This window comes from Candidatus Nitrosotalea sp. FS (assembly GCF_011319475.1).
Lineage (GTDB): Archaea > Thermoproteota > Nitrososphaeria > Nitrososphaerales > Nitrosopumilaceae > Nitrosotalea.
This window is the reverse complement of record NZ_RCMC01000022.1, coordinates 1-11,635: the sequence shown is the minus strand read 5'-3', so window position 1 is coordinate 11,635 and position 11,635 is coordinate 1. Positions and strand designations below refer to the sequence as shown.

Annotated in this window: 13 protein-coding genes and 8 pseudogenes; 14 read left to right on the top strand and 7 right to left on the bottom strand. The window is 39.5% G+C overall.

Going from position 1 to position 11,635, the window contains the following annotated elements:
- The 3 genes and pseudogenes from DYY66_RS13640 to DYY66_RS01025 all read left to right on the top strand — a co-directional run.
- Positions 1 to 330 (top strand): annotated as a pseudogene (locus tag DYY66_RS13640) (AAA family ATPase); the annotation flags it as partial.
- A 1-nt stretch (position 331) separates the two neighbouring features.
- The coding region (locus tag DYY66_RS01030; RefSeq protein ID WP_255495951.1) for an AAA family ATPase at positions 332 to 1,363 on the top strand (1,032 nt) is incomplete at its 5' end.
- A 5-nt stretch (positions 1,364 to 1,368) separates the two neighbouring features.
- Positions 1,369 to 1,683, top strand: coding sequence for a hypothetical protein (locus tag DYY66_RS01025; protein WP_166285432.1), 315 nt, complete (start codon positions 1,369 to 1,371; stop codon positions 1,681 to 1,683).
- Here DYY66_RS01025 and DYY66_RS01020 read toward each other — a convergent pair.
- The 3 genes and pseudogenes from DYY66_RS01020 to DYY66_RS13630 form a co-directional block, all read right to left on the bottom strand.
- Positions 1,684 to 2,076 (bottom strand): annotated as a pseudogene (locus DYY66_RS01020) (UbiA family prenyltransferase); the annotation flags it as partial.
- 1 nt (position 2,077) lies between these two features.
- Positions 2,078 to 2,584, bottom strand: a pseudogene (locus DYY66_RS13635) (protoheme IX farnesyltransferase); the annotation flags it as partial.
- 1 nt (position 2,585) lies between these two features.
- Positions 2,586 to 2,931 (bottom strand): UbiA family prenyltransferase (locus DYY66_RS13630; protein ID WP_309223946.1); only part of this gene is annotated, 346 nt, incomplete at its 3' end.
- Between the two features lie 779 nt (positions 2,932 to 3,710).
- Here DYY66_RS13630 and DYY66_RS01005 point away from each other — a divergent pair.
- From DYY66_RS01005 to DYY66_RS00965, 5 genes are all read left to right on the top strand, one after another.
- Positions 3,711 to 4,220 carry a plastocyanin/azurin family copper-binding protein gene (locus DYY66_RS01005; protein ID WP_338140851.1) on the top strand — a complete coding sequence of 170 codons (510 nt, stop codon included), beginning with the start codon at positions 3,711 to 3,713 and terminating at the stop codon, positions 4,218 to 4,220.
- Between the two features lie 91 nt (positions 4,221 to 4,311).
- Positions 4,312 to 4,629, top strand: coding sequence for a Mov34/MPN/PAD-1 family protein (locus DYY66_RS01000; RefSeq protein WP_218583551.1), 318 nt, complete (start codon positions 4,312 to 4,314; stop codon positions 4,627 to 4,629).
- Positions 4,630 to 5,075: 446 nt separating this feature from the next.
- Positions 5,076 to 5,333, top strand: a complete 258-nt coding sequence (locus DYY66_RS00990) for a DUF2024 family protein (protein ID WP_166285424.1) — start codon at positions 5,076 to 5,078, stop codon at positions 5,331 to 5,333.
- 422 nt (positions 5,334 to 5,755) lie between these two features.
- Positions 5,756 to 6,145: a PH domain-containing protein gene (locus DYY66_RS13625; RefSeq protein ID WP_309223945.1), complete on the top strand. Its 390-nt coding sequence runs from the start codon at positions 5,756 to 5,758 to the stop codon at positions 6,143 to 6,145.
- A gap of 690 nt (positions 6,146 to 6,835) precedes the next feature.
- Positions 6,836 to 7,024 carry a hypothetical protein gene (locus DYY66_RS00965; RefSeq protein ID WP_166285416.1) on the top strand — a complete coding sequence of 63 codons (189 nt, stop codon included), beginning with the start codon at positions 6,836 to 6,838 and terminating at the stop codon, positions 7,022 to 7,024.
- Between the two features lie 11 nt (positions 7,025 to 7,035).
- Here the strand turns inward: DYY66_RS00965 and DYY66_RS00960 are convergent, their stop codons facing one another.
- The 3 genes from DYY66_RS00960 to DYY66_RS00950 all read right to left on the bottom strand — a co-directional run bounded on the left by DYY66_RS00960 (position 7,036) and on the right by DYY66_RS00950 (position 9,158).
- Complete coding sequence (locus DYY66_RS00960; protein WP_166285414.1) at positions 7,036 to 7,398, bottom strand: hypothetical protein; 363 nt, start codon at positions 7,396 to 7,398, stop codon at positions 7,036 to 7,038.
- A gap of 157 nt (positions 7,399 to 7,555) precedes the next feature.
- A complete protein-coding gene (locus tag DYY66_RS00955; protein WP_166285412.1) occupies positions 7,556 to 8,050 on the bottom strand; it encodes a GTP-dependent dephospho-CoA kinase family protein in 495 nt (164 codons plus the stop codon).
- Between the two features lie 19 nt (positions 8,051 to 8,069).
- Positions 8,070 to 9,158, bottom strand: coding sequence for an Mrp/NBP35 family ATP-binding protein (locus DYY66_RS00950; protein WP_166285410.1), 1,089 nt, complete (start codon positions 9,156 to 9,158; stop codon positions 8,070 to 8,072).
- Positions 9,159 to 9,255: 97 nt separating this feature from the next.
- On the opposite strand from DYY66_RS00950, the gene DYY66_RS00945 reads away from it, so the two are divergent.
- From DYY66_RS00945 to nadC, 5 genes and pseudogenes are all read left to right on the top strand, one after another.
- A complete protein-coding gene (locus DYY66_RS00945) occupies positions 9,256 to 9,894 on the top strand; it encodes a DNA-directed RNA polymerase (RefSeq protein ID WP_166285408.1) in 639 nt (212 codons plus the stop codon).
- Between the two features lie 6 nt (positions 9,895 to 9,900).
- Positions 9,901 to 10,089 (top strand): transcription elongation factor subunit Spt4, encoded by a 189-nt coding sequence (gene spt4 / locus DYY66_RS00940; RefSeq protein ID WP_148694018.1) that lies wholly within the window; start codon positions 9,901 to 9,903, stop codon positions 10,087 to 10,089.
- Position 10,090: 1 nt separating this feature from the next.
- A pseudogene (locus tag DYY66_RS00935) lies at positions 10,091 to 10,306 on the top strand (nicotinate-nucleotide diphosphorylase (carboxylating)); the annotation flags it as partial.
- A gap of 5 nt (positions 10,307 to 10,311) precedes the next feature.
- A pseudogene (locus DYY66_RS15555) lies at positions 10,312 to 10,433 on the top strand (nicotinate-nucleotide diphosphorylase (carboxylating)); the annotation flags it as partial.
- Positions 10,434 to 10,669: 236 nt separating this feature from the next.
- A pseudogene (gene nadC / locus DYY66_RS13615) lies at positions 10,670 to 11,205 on the top strand (carboxylating nicotinate-nucleotide diphosphorylase).
- Here the strand turns inward: nadC and nadA are convergent.
- Positions 11,198 to 11,465, bottom strand: a pseudogene (gene nadA, locus DYY66_RS00920) (quinolinate synthase NadA); the annotation flags it as partial. The pseudogenes nadC and nadA sit on opposite strands and share 8 nt — an antisense overlap.
- Positions 11,466 to 11,540: 75 nt before the next feature.
- Between nadA and DYY66_RS00915 the strand changes: the two are divergent.
- Positions 11,541 to 11,635, top strand: a pseudogene (locus DYY66_RS00915) (nicotinate-nucleotide diphosphorylase (carboxylating)); the annotation flags it as partial.

Genomic DNA, 11,635 nt, shown 5'->3' with positions numbered 1-11,635 from the left:
CGGTGATGTTGAGAAAAGAGTCGTTGCCCAACTCTTGGCGTTGATGGATGGACTAAACGACAGGGGAAATGTCATAGTTCTTGGTGCCACAAACAGACCAGAAAGTGTAGACCCAGCATTGCGAAGACCTGGCAGGTTTGACAGAGAGATTGAAATTTCAGTACCAAACGCAGACGGCAGACTAGAGATATTACAAATTCACACACGCGGTATGCCGCTTCAAGATGTAGATCTCAAGACACTTGCTGCAGAATTGCACGGATACACTGGAGCAGACATTAAATCATTATGCAGGGAAGCTGCAATGAAAGCAGTAAGGACATACCTTCCNGGATATACTGGAGCAGACATTAAATCATTATGCAGAGAAGCTGCAATGAAAGCAGTAAGGACATATCTTCCAGAGATAGAAAACGAGACTGAAAAGATTGCTCCTGATATTTTGTTAAAGTTAAAGATCACACTGCAGGACTTCTATGATGCAATGCACGAAATTGTTCCAACTGCAATGCGAGAGTTTTACGTCGAGAGTCCAAAAGTATGGTGGAAAGAAGTTGGAGGACTGGACGATGCAAAAAGAACTCTAGAGGACAATTTGATAACTGCAATAAAAGAGCCTGGAAAATTCCAAAAGATGGGAATCAAGCCACCAAAGGGTGCACTCTTGTATGGCCCATCAGGATGTGGAAAGACTTTGCTTGCCCGAGCCCTTGCAACAGAGAGTGGTGCAAACATGATACTTGTAAGAGGACCAGAGATTTTATCAAAATGGGTGGGAGAATCAGAGAAAGCAATAAGAGAGATCTTCAGAAAGGCCAAGACCTCATCACCATGTATAATAATATTTGACGAACTTGATTCGCTTGCTCGCTCCAAGTCAACTGAAGACGGAGGAATTGGTGAAAGACTGCTTAGTCAGCTTCTTACAGAGATGGAAGACGGTGGAGCATCAAGAGTAATAGTATTAGGAATTTCAAACAGACCAGACCTGATAGACCCATCACTGATACGACCAGGCAGACTAGACCTAGTGATTTTTGTACCACCGCCAGACGAGAAGGGACGATTTGAGATCATCAAGCTATTGACAAAACTTATGCCACTTTCCGGAGACATTAACCTAAAAGAGATTGCAGTAGCGACAAAGGGATATAGCGGAGCAGATCTTGTTGCAGTGTGCAGAGAATCTGCAGTAAATGCAATGAGAAACAACAGTCAAAAAATTAGCAGTGCAGACTTTTCTGCTGCACTCAAAAACGTCAAGCCATCAATTACAAAAGGAGTTGAGGATTGGTATACCACAGTTAAAGATAATATCACTTATGCACTACCAAAGCCAATGGACAAGGCATTTTACGGTTAAAAGACATGGCCATTCCACTACGAAATACAATATATGAAAAAATAAAGATTGCAGGCTCCCTTACCGACTCGGAACTATCAAAGGCACTAATCAAGGCAAGCATCTCAATTCCAGAAGACGAGTTCAACAAGACACTTCTCAACCTAGAGATTTATGGCTTGATAAAAGTAACATGGCTTACAAAAGACGAACGTAGAATAGAAATTGCTGAAAAAGAAGAAGACGAAGATGAGATTGAAAAACAGAACATGGAGAACCTGGAAAAAGAATACGAATCAGGATTTCCAGGTGTCGGACAAGAAGAAGAAATTCCAGAATAATTATTTTATCACTGGAAAGTGAAACGCAGCATCAAGTGCAATTCCTACAAATATGATAGTAAGATATGGTGCAGTCACCTTGTATGCCTTCCATGCAAAGTCCGAAGTCGGAGTCTTTGTGAGTTTATAGTGATAAAGCAGCATAAGACCACCTGATGCCAGTGCAACTCCAAGGTACACATAACCTAGTCCAAATGCGATAAGCATGACAGAATATGGTACAAGTATTGCGGTGTTGAGCAGAATATACTTTGATGTTTTTTGCATTCCAATCAATACTGGAAGCATTGGAACCTTGGCTTCTGCATAGTCATCTCTTATCTTCATTGCAAGACACAAAAGTGGGACGGTGTCCAGACAAATACAAGCATGCCAACCAGTACACCAAGAATGNTCCGAAGTGGGGGTCTTTGTGAGTTTATAGTGATAAAGCAACATCAGACCACCTGATGCCAGTGCAACTCCAAGATACACATAGCCCAGTCCAAATGCTACAAGCATGACAGAGTATGGTACAAGTATTGCGGTGTTGAGCAGAATATACTTTGATGTTTTTTGCATTCCAATCAATACTGGAAGCATTGGAACCTTGGCTTCTGCATAGTCATCTCTTATCTTCATTGCAAGACACCAAAAGTGAGATGGTGTCCATACAAATACAAGCATGCCAACAAGCACACCAAGAATATCCATGGAACCAGTTGCTGCAGCCCATCCTGCCATCGATGCACAGTTTCCTGCAAATCCACCAATTACAATATTAGACCAGTTACTGCGTTTGAGCCAAGCAGTATAGATTATCACATAGAAAAATATTCCAAGTGCAATGAAAAATGTAGAAACTGGATTTAGAGTAAACCATGCATAAATTACTGAAACAACACTTACAGCAAGACCATAANAAAATGTAGAAACGGGATTTAGAGTAAACCATGCATAGATTACTGAAACAACACTGACCGCAAGACCATATATCAAGACACTACGTGCTGCCATCCTTCCAGACGGGATTGGTCTTGTGCTTGTTCTTTTCATCAATGGATCAATATCTCTGTCGTAATAGTGATTCAATGCACTAGAGCCTGCAGATGATAATGCTCCTGCCACTATCAGATGCAATAGTGTGATACCATCAAGTGGCTTGTGTGCGATCAAGATGCTTGCAGCATACATCGAAGTGATTGCGGTGATGACAAGTAAAACTATGATTCTAGGTTTTGATACTTCAAGTACTTCCTTTAATCCCACGGATCTATAGCTGTTTTGCTGGGAATTTAATTTCTTCGAAGATTCTCCCGATGTTCAAAAGAATTAAGTATGTCACTTTATGGAACAAGCACAAATGAGTGACTGGGACCTCATGATGCCAGGAATGGGACTAACTGCAATTGGTCTTGCAGGAGTAATTTTATCATATTTGGGTATTGCAAATACGTTCCTTACAGGAATGCAGGCACTTTCGGGCCTGACCATGTTTGTAGGCATGGTGTTTTTGAGTGCAGGAATTCTAAGCGGCGGAGTATCAACTAGCCCAAGGGCAAAGGCAACCACACTTGTAATCTTTGGCATAGCAGGCTCTGTTGGAGTATATGCAATAGGTTTGAACAAGATAGTCACATCATTGCCAGTATTTGTCGGATTGCTAATCATCATCCTAATTCCAACAATAGTTCTTGCTTTCTTCTCCATGAAAAAGCCAAAATACTTCAAGCCAGTCGCAACAATATTTGTTGCAGCAATGGTAGTAGGCATTGGTTCGTATACTGCATTCGGTTTTCTAGGACCAGGTGCCCAGTTCCATTTACAATCCATAAACCAGACTGCAGTAAACGCCACAGCACCAGTTTCAAATGTTCCAGTAATATCAATAGAGATTCCTGCAAATGCATCAGTTCAAGGAAATCCAAGTTTTAATCCTGCGACAATTTCTGTCCCCAAGGGAGACATCATAGAATGGAAGAACAATGACAAAGTTCCACACACGGTAACCAGTTTAGACGGTAATACATGGGACTCTAGCANGAGACATCATAGAATGGAAGAATAATGACAAAGTTCCACATACTGTAACCAATGCACCAGATGGTGCCATATTTGATTCAAGTATCATATCACCAGGAAAAACATTCAGACTAGATACATCAAAACTTAATGCGACAGAATATGATTACATGTGTACAGTACACCCATTCATGACAGGAAAGATAACAATTACAGCTCCTGCCAAGCCAGTAAGTGTAACCATCACAAGCGGTGCAGGTGCAAGTGCGAATGCAGCATGTGTCAGTACAAACAACTGCTTTGCACCAAATCCAGTAACAATCAAGACTGGAACTACGGTAACCTGGACAAATAGCGATAGTGCTGGACATACCGTAACAAGTGGCAAACCAAGCGATAGTGTCTCAGGAGACATATTTGATTCAGGCATAATAAAACCAGGAAAAACATTCCAGTTCACATTTACAAAGGCAGGTTCACAGGATTACTTCTGTTCAGTCCATCCATGGATGACTGGAAAAGTAACAGTAGGATGACTGTACCCAAGTCAATAACAATATCCAAGAATCAGGCAAGGTACTCAAAAAATACTCGAATCGAAATTCCCCAAATGAGTCCTGTGCTATTTTGTTTGGTAACAACGTAAATGATACCATCACAATAAGAGAGATTTTCCTTACAGAGAACATTGAGAAATCTCCGGTAAATTTTACCATATCAAACGAGGAACTCATAACAGCATACAGTCAGGCAGAAGAGATGAATCTTGAAGTCATTGGAATATTTCATTCCCATCCAGATTCAGTGCCATATCCGTCCTCTACAGATGAAAAATACATGGAGATCAATCCGGTAACATGGGTTATCTTTTCAAATACACATGACGAGTTCAAGGCGTATATTTACAATTCAGGTATCGTACCAGTCCCAGTAAAGATTATGTAGATTTACTTTTTGTGAACGTGTTTGTGTCGTTCAAGGTGGTCCTTGTCCGTAAAAGTGGTATCACAGTCTTTACACTTGAATTCGCTCTTTGCGCCCCACATCGTCAATTATGAGTCAAACTAACGTAAAAGGATTTACCACATCTCGAGATGGTCTTTTAGTCATGTCTTCTTGAAGGTGNCGTCAATTATGAGTCAAACTAACGTAAAAGGATTTACCAACATCTAGAAGCGGTCCTTCAGTCATGTTTTTTAGCCAAGTTGTTCGATCAAAAAGAAATGGACAATAATGGTCATTTTTTGCGACATCTTGATTTGGTGTTTATTAGTAAATAATCGTACCAGGCACGTTTTGGATGTGATCGAGTTTAATTTTTTGCGATCTTTTTGTATTCGTTAAAAACTTGTCCAAATTAGATTAAATATACCTATTTTAGAATAATAATTATGGAAATTCACGTATACGATACATACGTAGAGGCAAAGGACGGCCATACGATGCATTTTGACGTCATTACAAGCCAGAAGGATCACCAAAAGGCAATCCAGTATGCAAAAGAATGGCTCAAGACCATCGGAGAGAGCGAGTCAAAGGTTTCAACCGAGGAATGTCAGTTCTGCCACTCACAAGGTGCACCAGAGCCCATTGCCAACGAGATCCAAAAGAAAGGCTATTTCATCCAAAAGATGGAAGGCTGCCCATAAATACGGCGTCTAGATTTTTTTAACCCAATTATATTATTTTTAATTAGGAAAAAATAGGAAAATTTCGTTCATTTCACGCCTAGTGTATCAGTTACCTCCAAGTCATTTTACCATGCTCAGAAGAAATTATGGATCAAGTTATGAGGCAGTTTTACTTTTTTAACCATAATTACCATGTTTGGCAAGAAAAAGGAATCAGAATATACCTTTGACCGCTCCCAATTTGACGAAGATGAACTATCAGAGATTGATAGAATAAAGAACATGTTGGATGCAGCAGAGACAATCAAGGCAGTAGCAAGACAAAGCAAGATAATGCCTGGTGGAAAACTGATAACCCCAAAGACACTCTTTGCAACAGACAAGCGTCTGCTAATCAGAGACCCCAATTCACTTGGATTGCGTTCAGATGTTGATGCCNGATAACCCCAAAGACACTCTTTGCAACAGACAAGCGCCTGTTAATCAGAGACCCGAATTCACTTGGATTACGCTCAGATGTTGACGCAATACCATACACCCAGATAAACAATGTAAAACTTGAAAACGGAGTTTTTACTTCAAAGGTAATCATATCATCAGGATACTTTAACAATGATCAACAAGGATTTATCGATGCAATACCAAAAGAAAAAGCCGCAAAGATTGTTGCAATAGTCAATGAAGGAATCAGGCGCTCACAAACTCATACAACCGAAGTCATCCAGCCAAAATCAACTGATGATGATCCACTAACCATACTGAAAAGACGCTATGCCAGAGGCGAGATTACAAAAGAACAATTCGAAGAAATGAAAGATACACTAGAATAGAAAACTTAGATTATTTGCGTAGTTTGTATTTTTACAATAACCTTGTTCTTTTCTATCAGTATGCTAATGTTATCAAAGATCGCCTTGTATTTTGTAACTCGCTTTCCATCATGGGTAACATCATATCCTTGAGGGATCAGCATTCCATCAGTTATCAGCGCATTTATTTTTCTATAGNGATTGCCTTGTATTTTGTAACTCGCTTTCCATCATGAGTGGTGTCATATCCTTGAGGAGTCAGCATTCCATCAGTTATTAGCGCATTTATTTTCCTATATCCAGAGGTTCTAGGAATCATACTGATATCAAGTATTTCAGAAATGGTATGAGGTTCATCAATTACTGCATTTAGGATATGTTTTTTGTCTTCATCACCTACAGATTTTAATACAATCTCAATTAGGCGTGGATCTTCTAAAGTCAACCATTGTTTTTCAACAGGTTTTGCATTATCTAGTATNGTCTTCATCACCTACAGATTTTAATATAATCTCAATTAGATGTGGATTTTCCAAAGTGACCCATTGTTTTTCGACAGGTTTTGTATCTAGTACTCGTACTCTTGACATAGAATTTTTTTCTGCTTGCACTTTTAAAACTCAGCAGATAGACACTTTATAAAATTATCACATTAGGCGATACCATGATTTTTTCAAAACTTTTTTAGCGCGATGCATATGGTATAGTTCCATGGCAAAGAAAAGTGACTATAACAGATTGACAGTAGAGGGTGACATACAGACAAAGTGGATATGTGGTTGTTTTGAAACAGTAGATGGTTTTTTCAAGTTTTGTGCACAGCACAATGAATCAATGAGGCAGACAATAGAATCCCAGATAGACAAGCTTGACATGACAACAATAGTTGAAGAAAAGTAACTCAGAATAACTCAGTGTCTCTTTGTATACGGCTTGAATGTCCACCCTGCAAGACCACGTCTTACCAGCTTGTTAAATTTCCTACCATGGCTCAGATATGGAAAACGCATATGAATCAACTCGTGTACAATGGTATTTTCAAGTATCTTCTCATCAGGCATCTTTCTGACATTTATGAAAACTACATTATCTTGAATGTATGACACTCCAAGGTACTTGTATGCAGACGTCCTTCTCCCTTCAGTCACTTCCTTTGGCATGTCAAGAACCTCTTTTGTTGTAAAAAGTATTTTTGGTTCAGAAATACTAAATCTTGCAGAGTAGATACCCACTTTTTCTAATATCTTAAAGCGTAGATCAGAGTCAAGCTTCACAGAATCAAAGACTAGAATTTCTTGTTTAATTCATTTTGTCAAAATTCGTATTGACAATGGTGGATTTTTTTGTTTTAACCATAAAAGTAGTCAAGTAGGGTCGGAAAATATTTAGTTTAATCACAAATCATACAGCCACCGTCTCCTCATTCCCCACTCAAACCATTAAACTCATTATGGATTTAGCCTTATTTCTTACCTCCTCTGTTACCTGTACCAGTACCAGTCCCTCATTTGGCTGGCCATACAATACCACAGAGTTATCAGGAGCAAAAACTGCAACCGGAAGAACAAGCAAGTCTTCTTCACCAGATACGATTATTCTCACGGGGGTAGCCATATTGAATGCCTGTTTGATCACAGAAATACTCTGCTCTGTTATCTCGGCAGCAGGGTTTGTGCATTCAAGCATTGTCTTTACATATCCACCTGGCAAGTCTCGCTTGTTTCTTTTTTCAAGAGAATCTACAATCTGAAGTGATGGACTAAGACCAAAGGATATCATCTTTTCAGTGGTGGCATCACCAACAGTAATTACAAATGAGTCCTTTGGAATCTTGCTTGATACACTAGAACGAGTCACTTCATAGTCAGGTATCAAAACACCTAGAGGTTTTTTTAATGACGACCGAAGATTTTCAGGAAGATGCACAATTTACCTTTGTTTTGAACTATTTTTGAGTTGCGACCTCAGCTTTTAGTTCTTCACTTAGCTGAGATGCAAGTACACTACATCTTGCTGCAACGTTTTTTGCCACAACCATAAATGATTGAGACAGTGGAGAGTTGGGGTCAGTTACAAGTACTGGCCTTCCAGTATCAGAGCCTTCCATGATACCAGGATTGAGAGGAATCTCTCCCAGGAATGCAAGCTCGTGTTTATCACTCATTCTTTTTGCACCCTCTTTTCCAAAGACATAGTGCTTGGTAGTACAATTAGGACAGATGAAATAGCTCATGTTTTCAATCACTCCCATGATAGGTATGTTCAGTTTCTGGAACATTCCAAATGCCTTGACTGCAATATTGCTTGCAACTTCTTGTGGAGTGGTAACAACAACTATACCAGTAATAGGAATGGTTTGTGCAAGAGTCAAAGGAATGTCACCTGTTCCTGGTGGAAGGTCTACAATTAGATAATCAAGATCAGACCAGTTGGTATCAACAAGAAATTGTTTTAGTATTCCAGAAATTATTGGTCCCCTATAGATGGCTGCCTGATGTGCTTGCTCTGCAAAGAATCCAAATGATACAACCTTTAGTCCATGGGATTCGGCTGGCTGTAATTTACTATTGTCAACTTCCATTGCAGATTTTCCCATTCCAAGCATCAATGGAACACTTGGACCATAGATATCAGCATCAAGTAATCCAACCTTTGCACCAGTCTGTGCCAATGCAAGTGCCAAGTTTACAGATACAGTTGTCTTTCCTACTCCACCCTTTCCACTTGCAACACCAATGATGTTCTTTACAGTTGGCAACATCTCGTCCATGCTAAGGGATCTTCCCTCCATGACTTTGGCAGTGACTTTTAGATCAAATTTTGATACCTCTTTTATCTTTGCAATTGCATTTCTCACATCCTGCTCTATTTCGTCATTAAATGGACAAGCTGGAGTGGTAAGCTCTAGGGTAAACTTCAAATCGCCTCCATTGATCTCAATGTCTTTTATCATCCCCATTGAGACAATGTCTTTTTTTAGATCTGGATCGATTACGGTAGATAACGTAGAAAGTACTTGATCAACTGAAACCATAAAGTAAAAAATCCCGAATACGATATTTAAACATAGGCAAAAATAATATTCTAATCATCCAAAGATTCATAAATTCAAATTTTATGTCGATTTATGGATGTTTTCTATATCGACACTTACTGATGTAGTTAGAATACCTCCTAAACTATTTGGAGAGTCTCTCAAAAAGGCTGCAATCACAATTCTTCGTGAAAAATATGAGAGCATGATAAACCCAGAGCTTGGCTATGTCATCATGATACTTGAGACCAAGGTCGAAAAGATGGGCAAGGTAATTGCAGGCGATGGCGGAACATACCACAGAGTAGAATTTACAGCATTAACATTTTCACCAAAACTCCAGGAAATTGTCCGTGGAGAAATTGTCGAGATTACAGACTTTGGAGCATTTGTCAGAATCGGTGCAACAGATGCATTGTTACACTTGTCACAAATCATGGATGACTATCTCAAAAGCGATGTCAAGTCTGGCATGATCCTTGCAAACCAGAGTGGAAGAACAATGAAGATTGGAACAACACTCCGTGCAAGAATTACTGCAGTATCAATTGGCAAGACAGCAGCTATGAAAGTCGGAATCACATGTAGACAACCATTCTTGGGTGCAGACGAATGGATTGACGAAGAAATCAAAAAATCTAAAAATCCAGCTGCTGCAGCTGCTGCAGAAGTCAAGAAACCAAAAACACCTCCGTCTGGTGCAGCTGAAAAAGTAAAACACGCGGAGGCCAAGTGATAAGACATGGTAAGAGAATTGGCTTGTCGCAAATGCAAATTTGTTACAGTAGGAAAAGTTTGTCCAATATGCAAATCATCTGATCTTAGTCCAGACTGGAGTAGTTCAGTCCTTGTTGTAGACCCAACAAATTCTTTAGTTGCCAAGTCTCTAGGAATAAAAGAGAAAGGCAAGTACGCACTCAAGGTAACATAGGTTGCAACCAAGTACAAAAAAACAGTTAGAAAAATTTCTTGCCGAAGATATCAAAAGTGGAGACATTACAAGCAGATTACTTTCAAGAAAAAAAATTACTGCAACTATAATATCTCGTGAATATGGCATTATTGCAGGTGTATCATATGCCAGAGAAATTTTTGCATCAAAAAACTGCAAGGTTTTAGTACACAGAAGAGATGGACAGACAGTATCTNAAAAATTACTGCAACCATCATATCCCGTGAAAATGGCATCATTGCGGGGGTCTCATATGCTAGAGAAATTTTCGTATCAAAAAATTGCAGTGTCACAGTACACAGAAGAGACGGGCAGACAGTAACNAAAAATTACTGCAACCATCATATCCCGTGAAAATGGCATCGTTGCAGGTGTGTCATACGCCAAGGAGATTTTTGCATCAAAGAATTGCAGGGTCATAGTACACAGAAGAGACGGGCAGACAGTAGCCNATTTAATGTCAAGAATGAGCGGTATTGCAACCCAGACAAACACATATGTGAAAAAAATCCATGCCGCAAATCCCAAGGTAGGATTATACTCAACAAGAAAGNATTTAATGTCAAGAATGAGCGGTATTGCAACCCAGACAAATGCCTATGTGAAAAAAATCCGAGCCGCAAATCCCAAAGTAGGATTATACTCCACAAGAAAAACAGCACCTGGCTTGAGAATCTTCGACAAGGAAGCAGTAGAGATTGGAGGTGGACACAAACTCAGAATGTCACTTGACCAGATGGTGATGATAAAAGACAATCACATTGCTGCATCAGACTCTTTTTTAGGTTTGATAAGACGTGCAAAACTAAAACACAAGAAAATCGAGGTCGAAGTGGAGAACCTCAATGATGCAATCATTGCTGCAAACGAAGGTGTAGAAATAATTATGCTTGACAACATGTCACCACCAATTATCAAAAAGTAATCTCTGAACTCAAGCGACTAAACTTGCGAAACAAAGTAAGGATAGAAGCATCAGGCGGGATAAATCACTCAAACGTGGCACATTATGCAAGATCAGGTGTAGACAGGATATCTATTGGAAGACTAACAAGCTCAGTTTCAGGCCTAGACCTTAGCTTAGAAGTTAGTTGATTGCAAGCATTCGCTCAATTGCAAGATGAGCCTTTTCTGCAATATTTCTTGGAACTTTAACCTGGTACTTGTTTTCTTGCAAAGATGCATACACCTTGTCAAGTGTAATCATCTTCATGTACTTGCATATGGCATTCTCAGACATTGGTATGAATTTCTTGTCTGGATTTTGTTTCTGCATCCTGTATAGTATACCAGTCTCTGTTGCCACAACGAATTCCTTTGCAGGAGAACTCTTGGCATGATTCATCATGCCTTCTNTTTCTGAGCTCAAGCGACTCAACTTGCGAAACAAAGTAAGGATAGAGGCATCAGGTGGAATAAATCACTCAAACGTGACACAATATGCAAGATCAGGTGTAGACATGATATCCATTGGCAAACTGACAAGTTCAGTTGTAGGCCTAGACCTTAGCTTAGAAGTTAGTTG

What these genes read in the sequence shown, in the direction of transcription:
- DYY66_RS01025 (WP_166285432.1), top strand. Translation starts at nt 1,369, where the DNA reads ATGGCCATTCCACTACGAAATACAATATATGAAAAAATAAAGATTGCA.
- DYY66_RS00990 (WP_166285424.1), top strand. Translation starts at nt 5,076, where the DNA reads ATGGAAATTCACGTATACGATACATACGTAGAGGCAAAGGACGGCCAT.
- DYY66_RS00965 (WP_166285416.1), top strand. Translation starts at nt 6,836, where the DNA reads ATGGCAAAGAAAAGTGACTATAACAGATTGACAGTAGAGGGTGACATA.
- DYY66_RS00950 (WP_166285410.1), bottom strand. Translation starts at nt 9,158, where the DNA reads ATGGTTTCAGTTGATCAAGTACTTTCTACGTTATCTACCGTAATCGAT.
- DYY66_RS00945 (WP_166285408.1), top strand. Translation starts at nt 9,256, where the DNA reads ATGTTTTCTATATCGACACTTACTGATGTAGTTAGAATACCTCCTAAA.
- spt4 (WP_148694018.1), top strand. Translation starts at nt 9,901, where the DNA reads ATGGTAAGAGAATTGGCTTGTCGCAAATGCAAATTTGTTACAGTAGGA.